Genomic DNA, 23,796 nt, shown 5'->3' with positions numbered 1-23,796 from the left:
TCCGCCGTCTCGGGCTTGGACCAGTTGGGCAACTATCACGGGGTTGTTCTCATGGGTGGCCTGGGTTCGGCGCGCAGCGTCTTGGAGTCCTACGCCGAGCAGGTGGAATGGCTGCGCGATGCGCTGCGGGCCAGCGTGCAGGCGTTGACGGAGCAGAATGACGCCTTTGCCCGCAGCCTGGACAGGGCGGACGAGGGGGCCGTGGGCGAGGTGGGAGTGGTGGCGTTTCCGCCCCGGCCCGCGCCGCGCTATGAGCCGTTTGCCTTCCCCGCGCCCGTCGTGGGGCCTGCCTCCTCGGTCGCCCAGTTGGCGGCGGCCTTCGGCGCTACTCAGCTTGCGCAGTCGCACCAGGCCGCCGGACTCTGGGGGAAAATGGCGTCGAGCATTGGTGCGGTCGCCGCCGGTCTGGTGGCGGTCGCCGCCGACCTCAGGGTGCACAATTACGGTGAGGTTGTGGATTCCGCCATTAAGCAGATTGTGGACGTGGCGGATACGGGTAAGGCGTTCGCCCGCAATGCCGCTTTGATGGTGAGCAGCACCATGAGCCTTACCCCCGCCCAGCAGCAGGGCGCTCAGTTGGTGTTTTCTATGCAGAACGCCCTTAACGCAATGCCCGATCCGCAGGAGCGCCAGGCCGCAGAGGCGGCCTTCCTCCAGGCCTTTCCGGCGGCCTATACACCCATGCTGCTGCCCAGCGTTCCCATAGTGCGTTCCTTGACCGATCCTTCCTTTTCTCTTTCGCTTGGTTCCCTCGTTCCCACGGGAATGGGGGCCGTGCCGGGCAAGGGGCGTCCACACGATCCCTCGGGGTTGCACCCGGAGGGGGAGGCCGCGCTGCGGAGGATCATTCACGCGGCGCGGCAGGTCGGGGAACGAGGAGGGGCCACCTTCGAGGAGGCCCTCGCCCGCACCCCGGATGCTCGGGACGTGTCGGTCGAAAGCGTGGGCACGGTGAGCGCCGCCGCGGGTAACGCGCAGTCCGCCGCGGCCTCGGTTCCCGTGGTTCCCGGCGGTGGCGCCCCGGTGGCTTCTGGCAGTGGGGCTCCGGTTTCCGGGGCATCCGCAACCGCCGCCTCGGCCGCGTCCGGCATGATGGGGTCGCCCGGGGCGGCGATGATGAGCCCCGGCGTGATGGGGCGTGGCCAGGAGCCCGGCATGTCTCGTCAGGCAGGAGGACAGCGCGCGGGAGGGGATTCGTCTCTTCCCCTCCTCACGATGGATGAGGTTTCTACCCGGGCCTCGTCGCTGTCGCAGTATCCCGTGGCGGCCCCCGTGGGCGCGGGGTACGGGGGCTCGGCATTGCCGGTGCTTCCTGTAGGGGCGGCCTCGTCGGCTTCGGGTGGTTTGTCTCCCGTCGGTGGGGTGAGCGGGGTGTTGTCCCCGGGCACCGTTCCCGGCGGCCTTTCTGCGGCAGCCTCTCCGGGGGCGGGGCTGCGCCCGGGCGGCGGGGGAGTAGCGGCGGCGCAGGGCATGCGGTCGCATACCTTCATGGGGCCGATGGCGGGTTCCGCCGGGGCTGGCGGTGGGGGAGGCCAGCGGAACAAGAAGATCAAGACCATCACGTCCTCGGTAGAGGAGAACGAGAACCTGCGGGCCCTGCTCGGGGATCGCCCGCCCGTGGTGCCGGGGGTGATCGGTAGCTGGGCTAGGGGTTAGTGAGGAAATGCTCGGTGGCGGTAGGGTGAGCGCATGATCTCCACGGGTAACAGCGCCGGAACGGAGCTTGTCGTGCTCAGCGATGAGGAGGGGCGGCCCATCGGCGTCGCGCCCAAGGCCACGGTGCACACGGACGATACCCCCTTGCACCTGGCCTTCTCCGCGTACCTTCTCCACGCCTCCGGTGGCGTGCTGCTTACCCGCCGCGCGCTGGGGAAAAAGACGTGGCCGGGCGTGTGGACGAATAGCTTTTGCGGGCACCCCGGCCCCGGGGAGCCTGTTCGGGAGGCGATCGTGCGCCGCCTTGGCCAGGAGCTGGGCGTGGGCGAGGGGCGTGTGGAGTCGGTGGAGGAGGTCCTGCCGGACTTCCGCTACTGGGCGAGGGATTCCTCGGGTGTCGTGGAGCACGAGATCTGCCCGGTATTCGTGGTCGCGCTCGCCGGTGGCACCGCGCTTGAACCCTCCCCGGAGGAGGTGGATGCCTGGGAGTGGGTGGCCCCGGAGAACCTGCTGCGCGCGGTGGACTCCCTACCCGGCGTGTTCTCCCCGTGGATGGTCAAGCAGCTCGGGCATCGGGAGCTGGGAGAGGCCCTGCTCCGTGGGCCGCTGCGCGGGCGTTCCTAGCGCGCGCCCGCGGACTTCCACGGGATGTGGTGGGTAAAGGCCAGCCGCACAGGCTTCAGCGGATCAGACTCGGTGCGCAGCTCGCCGCTCGTGGCGTCGTAGATGCGTACCTTCCTGCCGTCGGTGCGCTGGTAGCGCGGCCACGCCGGCATGGTGCCCCGTGCAAAGTCCACCACGATCCGGTGGATGGAGCGCCGGGTTGGTTCCGGGCGGAACACGAGCGGGAGGTCGTCGCAGTGCAGCATGGGCTCGTCGTCGGAGCCCTCGTATTGCAGCACCCAGCACTGGGCGGGGGCGTTCTCGGCGGTATCGGACACCCAGCGCCTGATGGAGGCGTCGCTGATGAGCTGGGACATCTCCCGGCGCCGGTAGACCTCCCGGGCGGATCGCAGGTAGGAGGAGGCGGGTACCTCCAGCCCCATGGTCTTTGCCATCACCCGCACCGCCATCCCGCCGTGGCCCCGGGCGTCGAGGCGCCGCACGGCGGGAACAAACTCGAAGCACTCCTCCCGGGTGCAGGTTACGAGGATGGGGATGTTGGATAGCTCGTTGGCGGCGAAGGGGCACGGCCCCAGGGCGAGGTCGTGGAAGTAGCGCGTGCGCAGGCGTCGGTAGCCGCGCGCGAGCGCCTCCGGCTTGGTGCGGTGCAGCTCCGTGAGGTGCCTGCGGGTGATGGGGGTAAACAGCAGGCGGCGCAGGGAGCCTTTGCGCTGGGCGAAGGGCCTGCGGGGGTAGGCGGGGGACATGGCGACGACGCGCCGGAAGGCGCCCCGATAGTGGTCGCGCCGGGTCAGCCACAGGGCGATCCCGGCCCCGGCGGACTGCCCCACCAGGGTGATGTTGGTGGGGTCCCCGCCGAAGTACTCGATGCAGCGCTGCACCCATTCCAGGCCCCACTGGCAGTCCGCCACGCCCCGGTAGTGCTGGGACTCGTCGTCGCTGAACTGGGCGAAGCCGGGCAGGCCGGTGCGGTAGCCCAGGCGCACCACGATGATCCCGGCCCGGCTCATGGCCGGGCCCTGGTAGTCCTCCTCCTCGTGGCTTCCGGAGTCGTAGGAGCCGCCGTGGATGTACACGATGACGGGGAGATCGTCGCCAAAGGCCGCGCCCGGTGGGGTGGTCACGCTCAGGGCGACGCGCTCGGGGTGCGCGGTGGTGGCGTCGATACGCTCCTCCGGGGTGCCGCGCCGGGGGCGGGAGTCCTGGAAGGGGCCGGGGATGGTGCAGAACTCGATGGAGCTGAACTCCGCGTGCGTGGCGTGGGCTGTGCCTCGGAAGCGTCCCTCGGGGGTGGAGACGGTCACGGGGGCGGGCGCGGTAGGCATGGTTGAACCATAGCAACTTTGCCGTTCTACGATGGTGGGCATGACTGCGCTGTATGACTGGCTCGTGCAAGCCCTGGTGGCCGCGCCGTTGGCGGTGCAAATAGCCGTGGTGCTGGGGATCGCGCTACCGGCCTGTGCGGTGGCGGCGCTATTCTTGCAGCGTGCCGTGGACGGCGCGGCCTATGGGGTGGAGCGGCTGGTGCGGACCGGCGATCGCGCAAACACGAGTAAGGAGCCAGCTCTCGATGCCTAATCCGGAGGAACTACGCAAGCAGGACCGGCGGCTGCCCAAGTCGAGGCGGCGGTACCCGGCTTCCTGGGTCACGCAGTCGTTGTGGATTCTGCTGGCGCTCGTGCTGGTGGCCTGGCTGGTCTCCCTGATCTAGCGCGGCGTCGATCTAGCGCGTGCGCCCCGGGGCGCGGGCACCCCGCAGCGCGCCCCAAGGGCCACGATCAAAGACATAAAGGCTCGTGTGATCGTCGATATTTTTGGGGCAAATCTATAAAATGCGAGATTTTTGTGCGCGCGATGGCTCCGGGGCGGGTAAGTTTGGTGGAACGCGAAGGTTCGCTAAAGTTATCCACGCCACAAAACGAGGAGTGTGAGATGGAAACCCAAGCTCTCAAGGAGTACACCAGCCCCGCCAAGTACGAGGTCAAGGAGGGGGAGACCTGCTTGACGGCGCTCATCGACCAGGCGCAGTCGCGCCCCTACAGCATCCTGTTCTCCCGCCCCGCGAACTACGAGTGGGTCAACGTCACGGCCACGGAGTTTATCGAGCAGGTCTTTGACGTGGCCAAGGGCTTCATCGCCGCCGGCGTGAAGAAGGGCGACCGCGTGGTCCTGCTCTCCAACACCCGCTACGAGTGGACCCTCTTCGACTACGCCATCTGGGCGGCCGGGGCGGCGTCGGTTCCCATCTACCCCTCCTCCTCCATGAGCCAGGTGGAATGGATCGTGGAGGACTCCGGGGCGGTCTTTGCCATCACGGAGACCCAGTCCCACACGGAGATGCTCAACCACCTCGTGCTCGACGACGAGGGCCACCCCATGCTCTCCGGCTCCTCCTCCAAGCTGGCGCGGGTGCTGGAGATCAACTCCTCGGCGGTGGACACGCTGCGCTTCGAGGGGCGCGACGTGAGCGACGACGCGGTGTGGGAGCGCATCCGCGGCACCAAGAGCAGCGACCTGGCCTCCCTGGTGTACACCTCCGGCACCACCGGCCGCCCCAAGGGGTGCATCCTCACCCATTACGCCTGGCTGAGCGAGGTGCGCGCGGTGCTGACCAACCCCATCGGGGCCTTTGCCGCGCCGGGGCGTCGGGTGCTCACCTACCTGCCCCTGGCCCACGTGCTGGCGCGCGCCGTGTGCCTGGCGGTGTCCATCGCCGGTGCCACGCAGTCCCACTGGTCCGACCCCTCCACCCTCACCGTGGAGCTGCCGCGCTCCCGCCCGAACCTGCTGCTGGGCGTGCCGCGCGTGTTCGAGAAGGTGCGCAACGCGGCCGCGAGCCAGGCCGCCGCCAAGGGCAACGTGGGCGCCGCGCTGTTCAGGCGCGCGGAGAAGGTGGCCATCGAGTACTCCAAGGCACTCGACACCCCCGAGGGTCCCACGCGCTTTCTGGATACCCAGCGCCGCCTGTATGACCGCCTGGTGTATTCCAAGCTCAAGGCCGCCATCGGCGGCGAGGTGGGCTACTGCATCACGGGTGGTTCCCCCATGAGCCACGACCTGCTGCACTTCTTCCGGGGCGTGGGCGTGCCGGTGTACGAGGGCTACGGGCTGACGGAGACCTGCGCCGCCGCCGCCGTGGACTTCGAGGACCAAAAGATCGGCACGGTGGGCAAGCCGGTGGGCGGCATGTCCGTGAAGATCAGCGAGGAGGGCGAGATCATGTTCCGGGGCAACGTGCTGTTCTCCGGCTACTGGAACAACGAGGAGGCCACCCGGGACGCCTTCGACGAGGAGGGCTGGTACAACACCGGCGACCTCGGCGAGCTGGACGAGAGCGGGCACATCCGCATCACCGGGCGCAAGAAGGATCTCATCGTCACCGCGGGCGGCAAGAACGTCTCGCCCGCCCCGATGGAGGACCTGCTGCGCTCGCACCCGCTGATCAGCCAGGCGATGGTGGTCGGGGACGGCAAGCCCTTCATCGGCGTGCTGCTGACCCTGGACGAGGAGGAGCTGGCTCGCTGGAAGCACGGGCGCAACATCCCGGACTCCCGCCCGGTGCGCGAGGTGGCGGCGGACCCGGTGCTGCGGGCGGAGATTCAGGACGCCATCAACACCGCCAACGCCACCGTCTCCCACGCGGAGGGGATTAAGAAGTTCCACATCCTCGACCGCGACCTCACCGAGGAGGAGAACGAGCTGACCCCCACGATGAAGGTCAAGCGCAACGTGGTCACCGAGCGCTACGCCGAGGAGATCGAGCGCATCTACCGCCGCTAGGCCGGGTGCCCGGCCTCCCGGGGTCAGGGGGAAAAGGGGATAGGGGGAAGGGGGCACGCGGGTGGGGCGGCAGCGGCAACAACGACCATGCCGCCCTACCCGCGCCTGCGGGGGGGGGGNGAGGGGCGCGCGGTGCGCGAGCGGTAAGGCCCCGGCGCGCCGCGCCGGATTTTTCAGCCCCGTGCCATAAAGTCGTGAGCGTCATGAACCCTCAAGTAGCCATTGAGGGTGATCGCTGCGCACGGTCGCGGCGGGCCCACGATCCACGGAAGGGAGCAGCGCACCACCATGCAACGCATCGCCGCAGAGCTGCGCCACCGTGAGCTGACCCAGGAGATCTACGACATCGGAGACGAGGTCGCGGAGTACATCGAGCACATCGGCCAGGCCATCGCGGACTGGGACGCGGAGCTGGTGCAGGACTGCCTCGCGGAGTTCGAGGAGATCGTGGAGGACGCCCGCGTGGACGCCCGCGTGACCGTGGGCGAGCTGATGGGGCTGCGCCAGGCCCTGACCTCGGGCCTGCGCTCGGGGCGGCTGAGCGCCCGCAGCGGCCCCGCTCCCGGCGCGGAGCCCGCGCTCGTGGACGCCCCTGGCCTGCGCGCGCTGCACCCCCTGCACTCCTCGCCCATTATCGTGGCGGAGCTGGCCGGGGCGCTCGACGCCCGCACGGAGGCAGTGCAGGAGACCCTCGAGCAGTGCGTGCGCTGGGTGCTGGAGCGCACCGACGTGGTGGCCAACGACCTCGACGCCCTGAGCCTCCCGCACTTTTACCAGCGCGTGCGGGCGGCCGTGGTCGGGGCCACCGAGGCGTGGCTGGAGTGCGTGGCGCGGGAGCACCCGGCGTATGCCAAGGCCAAGAGGGGCGGGAATCCGCCGCAGTTCCTGGTGGAGCGCGCGCGGATCGACGCCGTGGTGGCCCGGGTGGCGCAGCGGCGTCGAGAGGCCGCGGGGTCGGGCGCGGCGAGCTAGCCGGGCCTGGCTAGGGTGGTGTCCATGAGTCAGGACGATCCCTTCGGCGTGTACGTGCACGTGCCCTTCTGCGCCACGCGCTGCGGCTACTGCGACTTCAACACGTACACCCCCGGGGAGCTGGGAACCTCGGCCTCCCCGGAGGGCTACCTGGACGCGCTGGAGCGGGAGCTGGAGCTTGCGGCCCGCCACCTGGGCGAGCGGGGGCTGCTGCGCCCGGCGCAGACGGTCTTTGTGGGCGGGGGAACCCCCTCCCTGCTGGGGGAGCGGGGCCTGGGCCGCGTGCTGGACGCGGTGCGCGGTGCCTTTGGCATCGAGGCGGGCGCGGAGGTGACCACGGAGTCCAACCCGGAGTCCACCTCGCCGGAGTTCTTCGAGGGGCTGCTCCGCGCGGGCTTTACCCGCGTCTCGCTGGGCATGCAGTCCGCGGCCCCGCACGTGCTGGCGATCCTGGAGCGGGCGCACACGCCGGGCCGGGCGGTGCAGGCGGCGCGCGAGGCCCAGGAGGCGGGCTTTGCGCACGTGAACCTGGACATGATCTACGGCACCCCCACGGAGACCAACGCGGACGTGGAGGCCACGGTGGAGGCCGTCCTCGGCGCCGGGGTAGACCACGTCTCGGCGTACTCGCTCATCGTGGAGGACGGCACGCGCATGGCACGCAAGGTGCGGCGCGGCGAGCTACCGGCCCCGGACGAGGACGTGCTGGCCGAGCGCTACGAGATGATCGACTCCGCCCTGCGCTCCTCGGGCATGCGGTGGTACGAGGTCTCCAACTGGGCGCGGCCCGGCGGGGAGTGCCGCCACAACGAGATCTACTGGCGCGACGGCCAGTGGTGGGGAGCGGGCCCGGGGGCGCACTCCCACATCGGCAGCGAGCGCTTCTACCACGTCAAGCACCCCGCGCGGTACGCGGGCATGGTGGCGCAGGGGGTGCTGCCGATCAAGGAGAGGGAGGAGATCACCCCGCAGGAGCACCGCACGGAGCGCCTCATGCTGGGCATGCGCATGCGTCGGGGCGTGCCCGCCGAGTGGATCGGCCCTCGGGCGTGGCCGGTGGTGGAGGACTACCGGGCCAGGGGCCTGCTGCGGTGCGTCCCGGGGGATGACCCGCGCGGCAACGCTCCCGCGCGCGCCGACGCCGTGAGCGCCGGGCTCGCGGCCCCCGCGCGGGAGGGCGCGCGCGTGGCGCTGACGGACAGGGGCCGGCTCTTTGCCGATGGCATCGTCACCGACCTGCTGGTGGCTGAGGAGACGGGCGGGGAGACGGGCGCGGAGCGCCGGGAACGCCCGGAAAACACGTAGAATGATCCGGTGAAGTAGCACGATGTTGACCGATCACGGAGGTGCAGGACTATGGCCGGGGCCACCGATCAGCGCCGCCGCGAGGTATTGCGCGCCATTGTGGCCGATTACATCGCCTCGCAGGAGCCGGTGGGCTCCAAGGCGCTCCTGGAGCGCCACACGCTCAACGTCTCCTCGGCCACCATCCGCAACGACATGGCGGTGCTGGAGTCCGAGGGCTACATCCAGCAGCAGCACGCCAGCTCCGGGCGCATCCCCACGGAGAAGGGCTACCGGCAGTTCGTGGATTCCATCCACGAACTCGCGCCGCTGTCCGCGCCCGAGCGGCGCGCCATCTTAAGCTTCCTGGAGGCCGGGATCGACCTGGAGGACGTGCTGCGCCGCTCGGTGCAGCTCTTAAGCCAGCTCACCCGCCAGGTGGCGATGGTGCAGCTTCCCACCCTCACCGTCTCCCGGATCAAGCACTGCGAGGTGGTGGCGCTCTCCCCGGTGCGGCTGCTGCTGGTGCTCATCACGGACACCGGCCGAGTGGAGCAGCGCAACGTGGCGCTCGTGGAGGCCGTGGACGAGGAGCAGGTGCTGCGCCTGCGCCAGGTGCTCAACTCGGTGCTGGAGGGGCAGAAGTTTGCGGACGCCTCGGTGGGCCTGAGCAACCTGATGGCCCAGGGGCCGGACGACCTGCGCGGCGCGCTCACCCGCACCTGCACGGTGCTCATCGAGACGCTGGTGGAGCAGCCGACGGACCGCCTCATCCTGGCGGGCACCTCCCATCTGACCCGCATGTCCTACGGCCTCCCGGAGAGCCTGCCGATGGTGCTCGACGCCCTGGAGGAGCAGGTGGTGGTGCTGCGCCTGCTCGCGGACACGCCGGAATTGGGCTACGTCAACGTGCGCATCGGGGAGGAGAACGAGAACGAGGAGTTCCACGGGGCGTCGGTGGTCACCACCGCCTACGGCGCGGACGGCGCCTCCCTGGGCGGGCTGGGCGTGGTGGGCCCCACGTACATGGATTACACGGGCACGATGTCCAAGGTCTCGGCGGTGGCGCGGTACGTCAGCAGGGTGCTCGCGGTCCAGTAGGTGCCCTATTACACTGTCTCGGGTATGTACTGGCATCAACTAGGAAGCACTGTATAACTGTGGCTCGCGATTACTACGGCATCCTGGGCGTAAGCTCCTCTGCGTCCGAGCAGGAAATTAAAAAGGCCTACCGCTCCTTGGCGCGCAAGTACCACCCGGATGTGAATCCCTCGGAGGAGGCGGCCGAGAAGTTCAAGGAGGTCTCCACCGCCTACGAGGTGCTCACGGACCCGGAGAAGCGCCGGATCGTGGACATGGGCGGGGACCCGCTGGCCCAGGGTGGCGCGCCGGGCCCCGGCGCGGGAGGCTTTCCCGGCGGCGGCCTGGGAGACATCTTCGAGGCGTTCTTCGGCGGCGGCGCGGCCTCCCGGGGGCCGCGCTCCCGAGTGCAGCCCGGCAGCGACGCCCTTTTGCGCATGGACATTTCCCTGGAGGACGCCTACGCGGGGGTGCGCCGCGAGGTCACCGTGGACACCGCGGTGCTGTGCGAGACCTGCCAGGGCACCGGCTCGGAGTCCAAGGCGGACGCGGTGACCTGCGAGCACTGCCGAGGCATGGGCGAGGTGCAGGAGGTCCAGCGCTCCTTCCTCGGCAACGTGATGACCACCCGCGAGTGCCCGGCCTGCCACGGCTACGGGGAGACGATCAAGGATCCGTGCCACACCTGCGACGGCGAGGGGCGTGTGCGCTCCCGCCGCGACATCACGGTGGCGGTGCCCGCCGGCATCGCCCACGGCATGCGCATCCGCATGTCCGGGGCGGGCGAGGTGGGCCACGGCGGCGGGCCCGCGGGCGATCTCTACGTGGAGATCAGCGTCCGGGATCACCCGGTCTTTGAGCGGGAGGGCGACGACCTCCACCTCACGGTGCGGGTGCCGATGGTGGACGCCGCCCTGGGGGCGTCGATAGCCATTCAGGGCCTGGACGGCCAGGAGCGCGAGCTGGTGATTAACCCGGGAACGCAGCCCGCCGAGCGCATTCGCCTGGAGGGCGCGGGCATGCCGCGCCTTCGCCGCGAGGGCCACGGGGACATGCTCGCCCACGTGGACGTCACGGTGCCCACCCACCTCGACGACCGCACCCGCGAGCTGCTCACCCAGGTGCGCGAGCGCTGCCGCGACGCGGCCAAGGTGCAGCGCAGTGACGACGGCGAGGAGAGCCTTTTTAGCCGCCTGCGCAACAAGTTCCGCCGGTAGGAGGAGAGCCATGTCCCTTCCCGTTTTCCTGTGCGAGGTGTTGACCGACCTCACCCGGCCCGGCGAGACGCTCGCCCTCGACGGCGCGGAGGGCCGCCACGCGGTGACCGTGAAGCGCATCCGGGTGGGCGAGCGCGTGGAGCTGGTGGACGGTCGGGGAACGCGGGCCACCGCCGTGGTCCGCGCGGTGGAGGGCAAGGCGCGCCTGCTGGCGGAGGCCGAATCCGTGTCGGTGGAGCCCGCGCCCCGGCCCCGGGTGACCGTGGTGCAGGCCCTGCCCAAGGCGGAGCGCTCCGAGCTGGCCATCGACCTGGCCACCCAGGCCGGGGCGGACGCCTTCGTGCCCTGGCAGGCGGAGCGCTGCGTGGCCCACTGGGCGGGGGCCAAGGAGGCCAAGGGGCGCGCCAAGTGGCAGGCTGCCGCCCGCGAGGCGGCCAAGCAGGCGCGGCGGGCGCGGGTGCCGCTGGTGGCCGAGCCGGTGGACACGGACGGCCTGGTGCGCATGCTGCGCGCCGAGGACGCCGCCCGGGCGCTGCTGCTGCACGAGGAGGCCGCCACGCCCCTGGCCTCCTGCGACCTGGACGCGGAGCACCTGTACCTCATCGTGGGGCCGGAGGGCGGCGTCGGGGAGGGCGAGGCGGAGCGGCTGCGCGAGGCCGGGGCCGAGCCGGTGCGCCTGGGGCCCGAGGTGGTGCGCACCGCCAGCGCGGCGATGGTGGCTCTTGCCGCCCTCGGGGTGCTCACCCCGCGCTGGTAGGCTGGTGCGCCGTGGCAGGAAGTACCTCGAAGCACAGGCAGGCGGTTCCCGTGGTCACGGCCCGCGTGAGCCTGGACGATACCGTGGCCCCCTACGTCCTGGGGGTCAATGACCAGCACGTCCGGGTGCTGGGCGACCTCATCGACTGCGATTTCTTTGCGCGCGGCAACGAGGTAAGCCTCACGGGACCGGGGCCCGAGGTGCAGCGCGCCAAGCGCGCGCTCGCGGAGCTGCAGGCCACCGCGCGGCGCGGGGTGGTGATCACCCCGGACAGCGTGCGGCACACCGTGAACATCGTCTCCGCGGAGGCCCCGGAGTCCGCGGCGCAGTTGGCGGGCGCGGAGATCGTGGCCCGGCGCGGCAAGATCATTCGCCCCAAGACGCTGGGCCAGAAGGCCTACGTGGACGCCATCGACGCCCACACCATCACCTTCGGCATCGGCCCGGCGGGCTCCGGCAAGACGTACCTGGCGATGGCCAAGGCGGTGCAGGCCCTGCAAGCCAAGGAGGTCAACCGCATCATCCTGACCCGCCCGGCCGTGGAGGCGGGGGAGAAGCTCGGCTTCCTCCCCGGCACGCTGGGGGAGAAGATCGACCCCTACCTGCGCCCGCTGCACGACGCCCTGCGGGACATGGTGGAGCCGGAGAGCATTCCGAGGCTCATGGAGGCCGGGGTCATCGAGGTCGCGCCCCTGGCCTACATGCGCGGGCGCACGCTGAGCAACTCCTTCGTGATCCTCGACGAGGCCCAGAACACCACCCGGGAGCAGATGAAGATGTTCCTCACCCGCCTGGGCTTTGGGTCCACGATGGTGGTCACCGGGGACGTCACCCAGGTGGACCTGCCGGGCGGGCAGCGCTCCGGGCTGCGCGGGGTCCGGGAGATCCTGCGCGGGGTGCCGGACGTGTTCTTCGCGGAGCTGGGCAGCGCCGACGTGGTGCGGCACGCCCTGGTGGGCAGGATCGTGGAGGCGTATCAGGAGCACGAGGAAAGGCAGAGCCGATGAGCATTGAGGTCTTTAACGAGTCCGGGTACCCGGGGGTCAACGAGGAGATGCTGATCGACGTCGCCTCCTTCGCGCTGGGGCGGATGGACATTCACCCGGACGCGGAGCTGACCATCACCATCGTGGACCTGGAGACCATCGCGGACCTGCACGTGAGGTGGATGGACTTGGAGGGCCCCACGGACGTGATGAGCTTCCCCATGGACGAGCTGACCCCGGGGCAGCGCGGGCAGCGCCCGGACGCGGCGGAGCCCGGCCCGCAGATGCTGGGGGACATCGTGCTATGCCCCGAGTTCGCCCTGCGGCAGGCGGAGGTGGCCGGGCACGACCTGGGCCACGAGCTGGCCCTGCTGACCACCCACGGGTGCCTGCACCTGCTGGGCTACGATCACGCCACCGCCGCCGAGGAGCGCGAGATGTTCGCGCTGCAAAACGAGCTGCTGGCGGACTGGTACGACGACGCGGCGGCCCGGGGCGTGGAATACCAGCCGAAGCCCAGCGGCTCGGGGGCCTTTCCCACGGCGGCCGATCGTGCCGCCCTGGATAAGGAGGTGCCCGGCGGCGGCATCCCCGCGATAGGGGAGCCCAGGGACGCATGACCCCGGTTCTCTTGGCCTGCGCCACCCTGGTCGCGCTGCTGCTCGCGGGGCTGCTGGGCACCCTGGAGTCCGCGCTGACCTCCATCTCCCGGGCGCGCGTGGAGCAACTGGTCAGCGAGGAGCGCCCGGGCGCGGCGCGCCTGCTCGCGGTGCTGGATCGCCGCGCCGATCACATCAACCTCCTGGTGCTGCTGCACACGCTTCTCGACGCCACGGCGGCGGTCTTTGCCGCCTCCCTGGCCTTTAGCCTCGTGGAGTCTCGGGCGTGGGCGTTTGCGGCGGCCATCGGCGGGGTGGCCCTGGTGAGCTTCGTGGTGGTGGGGGTGTTTTCCCGCACCGCGGGGCGGCAGAACCCGTACTCCATCTCGCTGCGGGCCGCGCTCGTGCTGGGCATCGTGGGCACGGTGCTCGGCCCGGTGACCCGCCTGCTCATCGGCCTGGGCAACCTGCTCGCCCCGGGCCGGGGCTTCCGCGACGGGCCGTACGCCACCGAGGTGGAGCTGCGCGAGATGGTGGACATGGCCCAGGAGCACGGCGTGGTGGAGGTGGAGGAGCGCCGCATGATCCAGAACATCTTCGACCTGGCCAGCACCACCGCCCGGCAGGTGATGGTGCCGCGCCCGGAGATGATCTGGATCGAGGGCACCAAGACGGCCGGGCAGGCCACCACGCTGTGCGTGCGCTCGGGCCACTCCCGCATCCCCGTGGTGGGGGAGAACATCGACGACATCGTGGGCGTGGTCTACCTCAAGGACCTGGTGGCCCGCACGTACCACATGACCGACGGCGGGCGCTCGGTGACGGTGGGGGAGATCATGCGCGAGGCGGTGTTCATCCCGGACTCCAAGCCCCTAGACGCCACCCTGCACGACATGCAGCGCACCCACAACCACCTGGCCATGCTGGTGGACGAGTACGGGGGCATCGCCGGCATGATCTCGATGGAGGACGTGCTGGAGGAGATCGTGGGCGAGATCACCGACGAGTACGACTCCGCGGAGGAGGTTCCCATCGAGCGGATCGGGCCGCGCGCCTTCCGCCTGGTGGCCAGGGTCTCGCTGGAGGACCTCGCGGAGGAGGTGGACGAGTGCCTGGGGGAGAAGCTCGACTTCGACGAGGAGATCCAGGACCAGGTGGACACCGTGGCGGGCCTGGTGGCCTACGGCATGGGGCGGGTGCCGCTGCCCGGCTCCACCGTGGAGGTGGCGGGGCTGCGCCTGCGCACCGAGGGCGGGCACGACCGCCGGGGCCGCGTGCGGGTGCGCCACGTGGTGGTGGAGGTGCCCTCCCCCGGGGAGGGCGAGGACCCCGAGGTTGTCTCCGGGTGATCCATGCCGCACGATAGAGGGCATGAACATCCTTTCCATCCAGTCCGCCGTGGCCTACGGGCACGTGGGTAACTCCGCGGCGGTATTCCCCCTGCAGCGCCTGGGCCACGAGGTGTGGCCGGTGCACACGGTGAACTTTTCCAACCACACCGGCTACGGCTCCTGGCGCGGCCCGGTGATCCCGGCGGCCCAGGTGGCCGAGGTGATCGAGGGCATGGCCGAGCGCGGGGCGCTGGCGCAGGTGGACGCGGTGCTCTCGGGGTATCAGGGCGGGGCGGACATCGCGCGGGTGATCGTGGAGGCGGTGGCGCGGGTCAAGGAGGAGAACCCGCGAGCCCTGTACGCCTGCGACCCGGTGATGGGCAACGCCAAGTCCGGCTGCCACGTGGACGACGCCATCCCGCCGCTGCTGCGCGACGTGGTGGTGCCGGCGGCGGACATTATCACCCCCAACCAGTTCGAGCTGGGATACCTCACGGGGCGCGCCGTGGGGGACCTGGACTCCACGCTGGCGGCGGTGGCGGCGGCCCGCGAGATGGGCCCCTCGACCGTGCTGGTGACCTCGGTGGAACGCCCGGATCGCCCGGAGGGCACCATCGAGATGTTGGCGGTGGACGACGCCGGGGCGTGGCTGGTGCAGACCCCCTACCTGCCCTTCAAGCGCAACGGCTCCGGGGACGTCGCGGCGGCGCTGTTCACCGGGCACTACGCGGCCGCGCGGGACGCCAAGCAGGCCCTGGCCCGCACGGCGTCGAGCGTGTTCGACCTGCTGCGGGTGACCTTCGAGGCCCAGAGCCGGGAGCTGGAGCTGGTGGCGGCGCAGGATTATTACGCCCATCCCCGGTGTCAGTTTGAGGTGCGGGCGCTGTAGCGGCCTATATTGAAGGTATCGTCTGCCGCCGGGCACGCGGCTTCGCGGCGGCCAATGATGGCCAACGATGGCCAACGATTAAGGAGATAGGTGAGCTTTGCAGATACCCCCGAGGGTTTTCGCTCCGGGTTTTTGAGTTTCGTCGGGCGCCCCAACACGGGCAAGTCCACCCTGACCAACGCGCTGGTGGGGGAGAAGATCGCCATCACCGCCGATCAGCCGGAGACCACCCGCCACCCCATTCGCGGCATCGTGCACCGGGAGGGCGCGCAGATCGTGGTGGTGGACACCCCCGGGCTGCACCGCCCCCGCACCCTGCTCGGCGAGCGCCTCAACGCGGCGGTGAAGGACACCTACGCGGACGTGGACGTGATCGCGCTGACCATCCCGGCCAACGAGAAGATCGGCCCCGGCGACCGCTGGATCCTGGACAACGTGCGGGCGGTGGCCCCGCGCACCCCCATCGTGGGCGTGGTCACCAAGATCGACGCCGTCTCCAAGGACCAGGTGGGCGCGCAGCTGTTGGCCCTGCACGAGCTGCTGGGCCCGGACGCGGACGTGGTGCCGGTGTCCGCCACCGACGGCATCCAGCTCGACGTGCTCAGCGAGGTCGTCACCGGCTACCTCCCGGAGGGGCCCAAGCTGTACCCGGACGATCACGTCACCGACGACGACCGCGACACCCGCATCGCGGAGCTGATCCGTGAGGCCGCGCTGGACGGGCTGAAGGACGAGCTGCCGCACTCCGTGGCGGTGGAGGTGGACGAGATCCTGCCCAACCAGGAGCGCGAGGGGGTGCTGGACGTGCACGCCATCGTGTACGTGGAGCGCCCCGGGCAGAAGGCCATCATCACCGGCTACAAGGGGCGGCGCATGGGGCGGATCGTCCACAACGCCCGCCGCTCCATCATCGCCCTGCTGGGCCAGAACATCTACCTGGATCTGCGGATCAAGGTGCTCAAGAACTGGCAGTCCGACCCCAAGGCGCTCGGACGATTGGGCTTTTAGGTGCGCAGGCCCAGCTACCGGGATCGCGCGGTGGTGGCGCGCACCTATGACTTCGGGGAGGCGGACCGCATCGTGGTGCTGCTGACCCGTGGGCACGGGGTGGTGCGCGCGGTGGCCAAGGGGGTGCGCCGCTCCCAGTCCCGTTTCGGCTCGCGCGTGCAGCTCTTTGTGGAGCTGGACGTGCACCTGTATCCCGGGCGCAACCTGGCCACCCTCACCGGGGCGGACACGGTGGCGTACTACGCCTCGGGCATCATCGAGGACTATGCCCGCTACACGGCGGCCTGCGCGGTGGTGGATTGCGCCGAGCGGCTCAGCGCGGCGGAGACGGGGGAGGACCCCTTCCTCTTCGACGCCGTGGTGGAGGCGCTGGCCGCAATGCGCCGGGAGGACAACCCGGACCTGTGTCTGGACGCCTTCCTGCTCAAGGCGATGGGCCACGCCGGGTGGGCCCCGAGCCTGTTCGCCTGCGCTCAGTGCGCCGAGCCCGGCCCCCACCACGCCTTTCACCCGATGGCCGGGGGCGCGGTGTGCGTGCGCTGCCGCCCGCCCGGCTCGGCGGACGTGCCCGCGGAGACCCTGCACGCCATGTGGCTCTTGGAGCGGGGGCACCGCCGTGCGGCGGACGAGATCATCGAGGCGCACGACCTGGCCCCCGCGATCCACCGGCTCACCAGCGCGCACCTGCAGCATCACATGGAGCAGCGCATCGCCACGCTGCTGCCCTCGGCGTGAGGCGGCGGTGGGGTGGTGGCGGGGCGCGTCCGCGTAGAATGGCCGGGTGATGTCTGAGAGCCAGAAACTTCAGCCCCCGCAGATTCCTGCGGAGTTCCTGCCCCGGCATATCGCCCTGGTGATGGACGGCAACGGGCGCTGGGCGCAGGAGCGCGGCATGAGGCGCACCGAGGGGCACCGGCGCGGCGAGGCGGTGCTCATGGAGTGCGTGGACGCCTGCCTCGCCATGGGCGTGCCTTACCTTTCGGCCTACGCCTTTTCCACGGAGAACTGGCGGCGCGCCGCGGACGAGGTGCGCTTTCTCATGGGCTTTTCCCGCGACGTGCTGCGCCGCCAGCGCGACGTCCTGCACGATAAGGGCGTGCGCGTGGTGTGGGCCGGGCGCCGCCCGCGCCTGTGGCGCTCGGTGATCCGCGAGCTGGAGGCCGCCGAGGACCTGACCCGTGAGAACACCCGCATGACCCTGGTGATGTGCGTGAACTACGGCGGGCGCGCGGAGATCGTGGACGCCACCCGCCGCATCGCGGCCGAGGCGGCGGCGGGTCGCCTGCGCCCGGAGGAGATCACGGAGAAGAGCTTTGCCCGCTGGCTCTACGACCCGGCCATGCCGGACGTGGACCTCTTCCTGCGGCCCTCGGGGGAAAAGCGCACCTCCAACTTCCTGCTCTGGGAATCGGCCTACGCGGAGATGATCTACCAGGACACGCTGTTTCCGGACTTCCGCGCGGCAGATCTCTTCGCGGCGGTGGAGGAGTACGCTCGCCGGGATCGGCGCTTCGGCGGCACCGCCTGACCCCTTCCCCTGGGGGCCTCCTGCGCGTAGCATGATCGGAGATTTTTCCCCTCGCACGAAAGAGCACGAGTGAATACCTATCCTCCCCCCACCCGTAAGCAGATCAACCGCTGGCGACAGTACCTGGCGGATGAGCGCGCCGAGGCGGCGGTGTACCGCGAGCTGGCGCGCAAGAGGTCCGGGGAGGAGCGCGAGATCCTGCTCAAGCTGGCGGAGGCGGAGTCCCGGCACGAGGCCTACTGGCGGGAGAAGTTGGGCGATGAGGTGGGCATGCCGCAGCGCCCCGGCCTGCGCACGCGCTTTACGGGCTGGCTGGCCCAGCGCTTCGGCTCGGTGTTCGTGCTAGCCATGATGCAAAGCGCGGAGGCCCGCAACCCCTATAGCAGCGACGCCGACGCCCCCAGCCAGATCGCGGCGGACGAGCAGGTGCACTCCGAGGTGGTCAAGGGCCTGGCGGCGCGCAGCCGGGAGCGGATGTCCGGGGCGTTTCGGGCCGCCGTCTTTGGCGCCAACGACGGCCTGGTGTCCAACCTGGCCCTCGTGATCGGGGTGATGGGCTCCGGGGTGTCCTCCTCGATGATCCTGCTCACCGGCGTCTCCGGGCTGCTGGCCGGGGCGCTGTCCATGGCGGCGGGGGAGTACATCTCGGTGAAGTCCCAGTCGGAGCTGCTGGACGCCTCCACCCCGCAGGGGGACACCGCCACGCTGCTGCCGGATCTGGACGTCAACGCCAACGAGCTGGCCCTGGTGTTCCGGGCCCGGGGCTACGGCGAGCAGGAGGCCGAGGAGCGGGCGCGCCGGGCCTTCGCCCAGGTTCACGGGGCGGAGGAGCAGGCGGGCGAGGACGCGGAGGAGCAGGCGGGCGACGGCGCGTGGTCGGCGGCGGTGTCGAGCTTCCTGTGCTTTGCCGCCGGGGCGCTCGTCCCGGTGCTGCCCTTCTGCTTCGGGGCGTCGGCCCTGGCGGGCGGGCTGGTCTCCCTGGCGATGGTCTCGGTGGCCCTGTTGTGCACCGGGGCGCTCACCGGCGTGCTCTCCGGCAAGCCGCCCGCCCCCCGCGCGCTGCGCCAGTGGCTGGTGGGGATGGGGGCCACGGCGGTGACCTACCTCCTGGGCGTGCTCTTCGGCGGAATCCTGGGCTAGGCGGTCGAGGGTCCGCCGGGCTGTGGCATCCTGGTGGGCATGAGCGAGAAGCGGAATCAGAACACGGCAGAGGTGTACATGGACGCCGCGCTCAACCCGGGCAAGGAGCACTTCCGGCGCCTGGTGCTGCTGCGCGAGGGGCTCATCGCGGACGGCGAGGAGCTTGAGCCCCAGGCCTCCTGGCGGCTGCTCGACCCGGAGGGGCGGGTGGGGGTGGAGATCGCCGTGCTGCGCGCGAACGCGCGGCTCGTGCAGGCCCCGCTGACCTACCGGCCGCGTCCGCTGGAGGGCGGCGAGGGCCTGCTGGGGGAGATGGAGCACTCCGTGCTGGGCACCCGCTACGTCTACGACGCCCGCCGCGACCCGGCCTTCCCGCCGCTGCTGGCGGCGGCGCTGCGCGAGGGCGCTCAGCCCCCGCGGGAGCGCGATCCCCGCACCGGGGAGACGCAGCCGCCGCAGGTGCGCCTGGAGGCCGCGCCCGGTGCCCCGCAAGGCGCCGAGTTCGACCTCCTCCTCGAGCCGGAGGCGGCGGAGGGGGACCCGACGCCGGGAACCCTGGTGGGCTCCTGGGGCGAGGGGGAGCGAGCCATGCTGGCTAGAGCCCGAGGGCCTCGCTGACGGTGAAGAAGAGGTCGGTCTGATCGGTCAGGCCGACCACGTTGGCGGAGTTCGGGCCGTAGGCGGCCACGCGGAGCTGGGTGCCGGTGTGCTCCTGGGAGGACTCGGGGTCCTCGCTGGTGGCGTAGCTCATGGTCATCTCGGAGCCCTCGGTGGTGCGCAGCTTGCGGGTCAGCCCGGGGTAGCGCCCCGGCTCCTCCTCGTCCAGGGTGGGCACGATCTGGCTGGAGTGGGCGTGATCGGCGGTGACCACCACCAGGGTCTCCCCGTCCTGCTTGGCAAAGTCGAGGGCGCGCTGCACGGCCTCGTCCAGGTCCACGGTCTCCCCGATCTGCCCGCAGGGGTTGGCGGCGTGATCCTGCTTGTCGATGGAGGCCCCCTCCACCTGGAGGAAGAAGCCCTCCTCCTTGTCCTTGAGCAGGTCGATGGCCTTGGAGGTCATGTCCGCCAGCCGCGGCACCTCGGCGGTGCGCTCGGGGTTATCGGTGCAGGTGGCGGCCTCCTCCAGGTACCCGCCCTTGGCGGCCTTGGGGCCCTCCCAGCGCACCGGCATGTTCCCCTCGGAGAAGAGCCCCAGCACCGGCTTGTCCTGGTTGGCCTCCGTGATGGCGGCCAGCTCCTCGGCGTTGGTGGGCAGTTGGTAGCCGCGCTCGCGGGCCTGGTCCCTCAGCGTGGCGTCCTTGTACTGCCCGGCCTTGGCCTTCTCCGCGAAGCTCTTGGCGCCGCCGCCGAGGGTCACGTCCGCGCGGGTCTCCAGGATCTGCTCGGAGATGGAGCCGCGCCCGCCGTTTTCCAGGGCGTTGTCCGGGCAGGTCGTGGAGGTGGCCTCCGGGCCGTAGCACTTGCGCTCGGTCACGTGCGCGGCCTGCACGGCGGGGGTGGCGTCCTGGATCTCCGCGGTGGAGACGTTGCCCGTGGCCAGCCCCGCCTTCTTCGCGCGCTCCAGCAGGCTCTCCTGGTCCTTGCCGTGGATGTCCACGGAGATGGCGCCGTTGTAGGTCTTGGTGCCGGTGGCCCAGGCGGAGCCGGAGGCGGCGGAGTCGGTCACGTAGTCCGGCTTGCCCTCCTTGTCCACGGAGTAGTGGGTGTACTGGCCGCTCACGGGGAGGGCGTCGAGTCCCTTGAACGCCCCGCCCGCGCCCTCGGCGTAGTTGCGCGCGGCGGTGATCTCGGAGTCTCCCATGCCGTCGCCGATGAGCAGGATCACGTTCTTGGCGCCCGTCTTGGTGATCGCCTCCTGGAGGCCCTGGGCCTGATCGCCCGCGATGCGCCGCGCCCCGCCGTGCTGCGCCACGTCTCCGGCGGCGGCGCGGGGGGCGGCCTCGGCGTCGGCCATGGGGGCGATGTCGTGGGTGGCGTGGGGCGCGGGGCCCTCGGCCTCCGCGGAGCCGTCGGCGCTGGAGCAGGCGGCGAGGAGCGCGACGCTCGTCATGGTGGCCGCCACGGGCAGGACGCGGTGGCGGAGGGCGGTACGGAGGCTGTGTGACATAGTTACTCTTCCAGACGGGATCGAACCAAAGTGGACAAAACGAGCGTTGCTCACTGGAAAAGCTAGGGGGCGCGCGTAAACGGCACGTGGCTACCGGAACCCGCGCAGATGAAAAGGCGGTGAACGGAAGGTGAAGTAGTTAATCCGCCTCGGCGCTTGGCGCGGCCCCCGCGTCCTCGGGCCGGTGCCGCTCCTGTTCCGCCCGGCAGGCCGGGCACAGGCCGTACACCTCGGCGTCGTGCCCCGTGAGGCTGAATCCGTAGCGCGCGGCGATCTCCTTGGCCCAGTGCTCCACGGGGCCGCCGTCGATCTCCTTGGTGCAGCCGCAGCGGGTGCACACCAGGTGATGGTGGTGCTCCTCGCTGAGGCAGTGGCGGTACAGGCTCTCCCCGCCGGCGACGCTGAGCACGTCCACCGCCTGCACGTCCGCGAGGGACTGCAGCGTGCGGTATACGGTGGACAGCCCCACCGGGGTGCCGCGCCGCGCGAGCTCGTGGTGGATGGTCTTTGCGGAGGAGAAGTTGTTGAGGGCGATCAGAACGTCCACCACCGCCTCCCGCTGCTTGGTCTTGCGGGGGCCGAGCTTGGGCGCGCGTGCGGTGGATCTGTTGTTCATGCTCCGTGTTCCTTCCCCGGGGTTCTGGTGGCAGCGTACTACAGGCCCGGGGAGGGGCCTTAGCACTGGGCGGGCGCGGCCTCCGGGGCGGGCTTGCGCTCCACGAGGCGGGCGTGGGCGGTGGCGGCAAGGGAGATGATGTCTCGGAACAGCTCCCCGAGCTCGGGCACGCTGAGCTTGTAGTAGCGGCTGCGTCCCTGCGGGCGGGAGACCACGATGCCCGCGTTCTTGAGCACCCGCAGGTGCTGGCTGATCAGCGGCTGGGGGCGCTTGAGCTGGGCGACGAGTTCGCTCACGAGGTACTCGCGCTCGATGAGGAGCCCGAGGATGCTAATGCGGATCTCCGAGTCGATCGCATTGATGATCGTGCTGGCGGCCTGGCTGCAGGCCGAGGGGATGCGTGTCTCATCGGGGTTTTCTCGCATGTCGTTACTCGTTTATAAATCGTCCAGTAAGAGATAACCAAAAATGATAGACCAAAACCTAGTGTTTTGCAGCACAGATGAGAGTTACCTGAATGATTCTAGTCACCGGGCTGGGTGTGCGGAGAGTTATTTTCGATAGAGACGCCCCTTGCTCTTGGGGAGGGGCCGATCGGGGGTGCGCCCCGTGTCCGCGCGCGGCGAGGGGCTAGAATGGCGAGGAATCTTCTTCCGCCCGCGCGAGGGCGTCGGCAGGGCGTTGGCGGTGACCGTCGATCGGGGCGGCCGCGAGCGCCCTGGCGCAGGAGGGGCCGGACCCGGCCCAGCCCCCTGCCGCGCGCCGGGGCGTGGGAGGGCGCGTGCCTTCCGGGAGAAGGCGAACCGGCTATTACTACTAGGAGGAATCTCCCCTTATGGCGCAGCAGTCCGTCATTGATACCGTGGTCAACCTGTGCAAGCGGCGCGGCCTGGTCTATCCCGCCGGTGAGATCTACGGCGGCACCCGCTCCGCCTGGGACTACGGCCCGCTGGGCGTGGAGCTGAAGGAAAACATCAAGCGGCAGTGGTGGCGCCACATGGTCACCTCCCGCGCGGACGTGGTGGGCGTGGACACCTCCGTGATCCAGCCGCGCCAGGTGTGGGTGGCTTCCGGGCACGTGGAGGTGTTCACGGACCCGCTGGTGGAGTCCCTGTACACCCACAAGCGCTACCGCGCGGATCACCTGCTGGAGGCCTACGAGGAAAAGCACGGTCACCCGCCGGAGAACGGCCTGGCGGACATCAACGACCCTGAGACCGGGCAGCCGGGCAACTGGACGGAGCCCAGGGCCTTCTCCGGCCTGCTCAAGACCTTCCTCGGCCCGGTGGACGACGAGGAGGGGCTGCACTACCTGCGCCCGGAGACGGCGCAGGGCATCTTCATCAACTTCAAGAACGTGATGAACTCCGCGCGCATGAAGCCCCCGTTCGGCATCGCCAACATCGGCAAGTCCTTCCGCAACGAGATCACCCCCGGCAACTTCATCTTCCGCACCCGCGAGTTCGAGCAGATGGAGATGGAGTTCTTCGTCAAGCCCGGCGAGGACGAGCAGTGGCACCAGTACTGGATCGACGACCGCTACCAGTGGTACGTGGACCTGGGCATCAAGCCGGAGAACCTGCGGCTCTACGAGCACCCCAAGGAGAAGCTCTCGCACTACTCCAAGCGCACGGTGGACGTGGAGTACGCCTTCGGCTTCGCCGGATCCAAGTGGGGCGAGCTGGAGGGCGTGGCCAACCGCACGGACTACGACCTCCGCGTGCACGCGGAAAGCTCCGGCGAGGACCTGAGCTTCTACGACCAGGAGGCCGACGAGCGCTGGATTCCCTATTGCATCGAGCCCGCCGCGGGCCTGGGGCGCTCCATGATGGCCTTCCTGGTGGACGCCTACACGGAGGACGAGGCCCCCAACGCCAAGGGCGGGGTGGACAAGCGCGTGGTGCTCAAGCTGGACTACCGGCTCTCCCCGGTCAAGGTCGCGGTGCTGCCGCTGTCCAAGAAGGAGCCGCTGGCGGGCAAGGCCAGGGAGCTGGCCGACGCCCTGCGCTCCTACTGGAACGTGGACTTTGACACCTCCGGCGCCATCGGCCGCCGGTACCGCCGACAGGACGAGATCGGCACGCCCTTCTGCGTGACCGTGGACTTTGACACCCTGGAGGACGAGTCCGTGACGGTGCGCGAGCGCGACACGATGGAGCAGGAGCGCGTGAAGATCGCCGACCTTAAGGCCTACCTGGCCCAGCGCCTGCTGGGGTGCTGAG

24 protein-coding genes are annotated in these 23,796 nt (G+C 70.2%); 20 read left to right on the top strand and 4 right to left on the bottom strand.

Going from position 1 to position 23,796, the window contains the following annotated elements:
• Positions 1–51 precede the first annotated feature (51 nt).
• Together B140_RS0101770 and idi are read left to right on the top strand one after the other, a co-directional pair.
• Positions 52–1,656, top strand: coding sequence for a hypothetical protein (locus B140_RS0101770; protein ID WP_018117633.1), 1,605 nt, complete (start codon positions 52–54; stop codon positions 1,654–1,656).
• A gap of 33 nt (positions 1,657–1,689) precedes the next feature.
• Positions 1,690–2,280, top strand: a complete 591-nt coding sequence (gene idi, locus B140_RS0101765; protein ID WP_018117632.1) for an isopentenyl-diphosphate Delta-isomerase — start codon at positions 1,690–1,692, stop codon at positions 2,278–2,280.
• Here the strand turns inward: idi and B140_RS11625 are convergent.
• On the bottom strand, positions 2,277–3,605 hold the full coding sequence (locus B140_RS11625) for a carboxylesterase family protein (protein ID WP_018117631.1): 1,329 nt from the start codon (positions 3,603–3,605) through the stop codon (positions 2,277–2,279). The two genes, idi and B140_RS11625, sit on opposite strands and share 4 nt — an antisense overlap.
• Before the next feature lie 40 nt (positions 3,606–3,645).
• On the opposite strand from B140_RS11625, the gene B140_RS11620 reads away from it, so the two are divergent.
• The 17 genes from B140_RS11620 (at position 3,646) to B140_RS12865 (ending at position 19,469) form a co-directional block, all read left to right on the top strand.
• Positions 3,646–3,858 (top strand): hypothetical protein, encoded by a 213-nt coding sequence (locus B140_RS11620; protein ID WP_083912189.1) that lies wholly within the window; start codon positions 3,646–3,648, stop codon positions 3,856–3,858.
• Positions 3,851–3,991: a hypothetical protein gene (locus B140_RS14105; protein WP_018117629.1), complete on the top strand. Its 141-nt coding sequence runs from the start codon at positions 3,851–3,853 to the stop codon at positions 3,989–3,991. The genes B140_RS11620 and B140_RS14105 overlap by 8 nt, the downstream gene beginning before the upstream one ends.
• A 221-nt stretch (positions 3,992–4,212) precedes the next feature.
• Positions 4,213–6,060: an AMP-dependent synthetase/ligase gene (locus tag B140_RS0101745; protein WP_018117628.1), complete on the top strand. Its 1,848-nt coding sequence runs from the start codon at positions 4,213–4,215 to the stop codon at positions 6,058–6,060.
• A 288-nt stretch (positions 6,061–6,348) separates the two neighbouring features.
• A complete protein-coding gene (locus B140_RS0101740) occupies positions 6,349–7,032 on the top strand; it encodes a hypothetical protein (protein ID WP_018117627.1) in 684 nt (227 codons plus the stop codon).
• Positions 7,033–7,056: 24 nt separating this feature from the next.
• Entirely contained in the window at positions 7,057–8,337 is a 1,281-nt protein-coding gene (gene hemW, locus B140_RS0101735; RefSeq protein WP_018117626.1) for a radical SAM family heme chaperone HemW, read from the top strand.
• A 51-nt stretch (positions 8,338–8,388) separates the two neighbouring features.
• Positions 8,389–9,417, top strand: coding sequence for a heat-inducible transcriptional repressor HrcA (gene hrcA / locus B140_RS0101730; protein WP_018117625.1), 1,029 nt, complete (start codon positions 8,389–8,391; stop codon positions 9,415–9,417).
• A gap of 59 nt (positions 9,418–9,476) precedes the next feature.
• Positions 9,477–10,613: a molecular chaperone DnaJ gene (gene dnaJ / locus B140_RS0101725; protein ID WP_018117624.1), complete on the top strand. Its 1,137-nt coding sequence runs from the start codon at positions 9,477–9,479 to the stop codon at positions 10,611–10,613.
• A 10-nt stretch (positions 10,614–10,623) separates the two neighbouring features.
• Positions 10,624–11,370: a 16S rRNA (uracil(1498)-N(3))-methyltransferase gene (locus B140_RS0101720; RefSeq protein ID WP_018117623.1), complete on the top strand. Its 747-nt coding sequence runs from the start codon at positions 10,624–10,626 to the stop codon at positions 11,368–11,370.
• 50 nt (positions 11,371–11,420) lie between these two features.
• Complete coding sequence (locus B140_RS0101715; RefSeq protein WP_018117622.1) at positions 11,421–12,377, top strand: PhoH family protein; 957 nt, start codon at positions 11,421–11,423, stop codon at positions 12,375–12,377.
• Positions 12,374–12,976, top strand: coding sequence for an rRNA maturation RNase YbeY (gene ybeY / locus B140_RS0101710; RefSeq protein WP_018117621.1), 603 nt, complete (start codon positions 12,374–12,376; stop codon positions 12,974–12,976). Before B140_RS0101715 ends, ybeY begins: the two co-directional genes overlap by 4 nt.
• Positions 12,973–14,304 (top strand): hemolysin family protein, encoded by a 1,332-nt coding sequence (locus B140_RS0101705; RefSeq protein ID WP_018117620.1) that lies wholly within the window; start codon positions 12,973–12,975, stop codon positions 14,302–14,304. The genes ybeY and B140_RS0101705 overlap by 4 nt, the downstream gene beginning before the upstream one ends.
• A 22-nt stretch (positions 14,305–14,326) precedes the next feature.
• On the top strand, positions 14,327–15,175 hold the full coding sequence (gene pdxY / locus B140_RS0101700) for a pyridoxal kinase PdxY (RefSeq protein ID WP_018117619.1): 849 nt from the start codon (positions 14,327–14,329) through the stop codon (positions 15,173–15,175).
• A 90-nt stretch (positions 15,176–15,265) separates the two neighbouring features.
• Entirely contained in the window at positions 15,266–16,183 is a 918-nt protein-coding gene (gene era, locus B140_RS0101695) for a GTPase Era (RefSeq protein ID WP_018117618.1), read from the top strand.
• Complete coding sequence (recO, locus tag B140_RS0101690; RefSeq protein ID WP_018117617.1) at positions 16,184–16,918, top strand: DNA repair protein RecO; 735 nt, start codon at positions 16,184–16,186, stop codon at positions 16,916–16,918.
• A gap of 49 nt (positions 16,919–16,967) precedes the next feature.
• Positions 16,968–17,711 (top strand): isoprenyl transferase, encoded by a 744-nt coding sequence (locus B140_RS0101685; protein ID WP_018117616.1) that lies wholly within the window; start codon positions 16,968–16,970, stop codon positions 17,709–17,711.
• A gap of 69 nt (positions 17,712–17,780) precedes the next feature.
• Positions 17,781–18,851, top strand: coding sequence for a VIT1/CCC1 transporter family protein (locus B140_RS0101680; protein ID WP_018117615.1), 1,071 nt, complete (start codon positions 17,781–17,783; stop codon positions 18,849–18,851).
• 39 nt (positions 18,852–18,890) lie between these two features.
• The gene (locus tag B140_RS12865) at positions 18,891–19,469 is read left to right on the top strand and encodes a maltokinase N-terminal cap-like domain-containing protein (protein WP_051069210.1); all 579 of its coding nucleotides are present in this window, start codon (positions 18,891–18,893) and stop codon (positions 19,467–19,469) included.
• Here the strand turns inward: B140_RS12865 and phoA are convergent.
• From phoA to B140_RS11610, 3 genes are all read right to left on the bottom strand, one after another.
• Complete coding sequence (gene phoA, locus B140_RS0101670) at positions 19,447–20,958, bottom strand: alkaline phosphatase (protein ID WP_018117613.1); 1,512 nt, start codon at positions 20,956–20,958, stop codon at positions 19,447–19,449. The two genes, B140_RS12865 and phoA, sit on opposite strands and share 23 nt — an antisense overlap.
• A gap of 139 nt (positions 20,959–21,097) precedes the next feature.
• Positions 21,098–21,574 (bottom strand): Fur family transcriptional regulator, encoded by a 477-nt coding sequence (locus B140_RS0101665; protein WP_018117612.1) that lies wholly within the window; start codon positions 21,572–21,574, stop codon positions 21,098–21,100.
• A 59-nt stretch (positions 21,575–21,633) separates the two neighbouring features.
• Positions 21,634–21,999, bottom strand: a complete 366-nt coding sequence (locus B140_RS11610) for an ArsR/SmtB family transcription factor (RefSeq protein WP_018117611.1) — start codon at positions 21,997–21,999, stop codon at positions 21,634–21,636.
• Positions 22,000–22,409: 410 nt separating this feature from the next.
• On the opposite strand from B140_RS11610, the gene B140_RS0101655 reads away from it, so the two are divergent.
• A complete protein-coding gene (locus B140_RS0101655; RefSeq protein WP_018117610.1) occupies positions 22,410–23,795 on the top strand; it encodes a glycine--tRNA ligase in 1,386 nt (461 codons plus the stop codon).
• Position 23,796 lies beyond the last annotated feature (1 nt).

Source organism: Corynebacterium mastitidis DSM 44356 (assembly GCF_000375365.1).
Classification (GTDB): Bacteria; Actinomycetota; Actinomycetes; order Mycobacteriales; family Mycobacteriaceae; genus Corynebacterium; species Corynebacterium mastitidis.
This window is presented reverse-complemented; position numbering and strand designations above follow the sequence as displayed.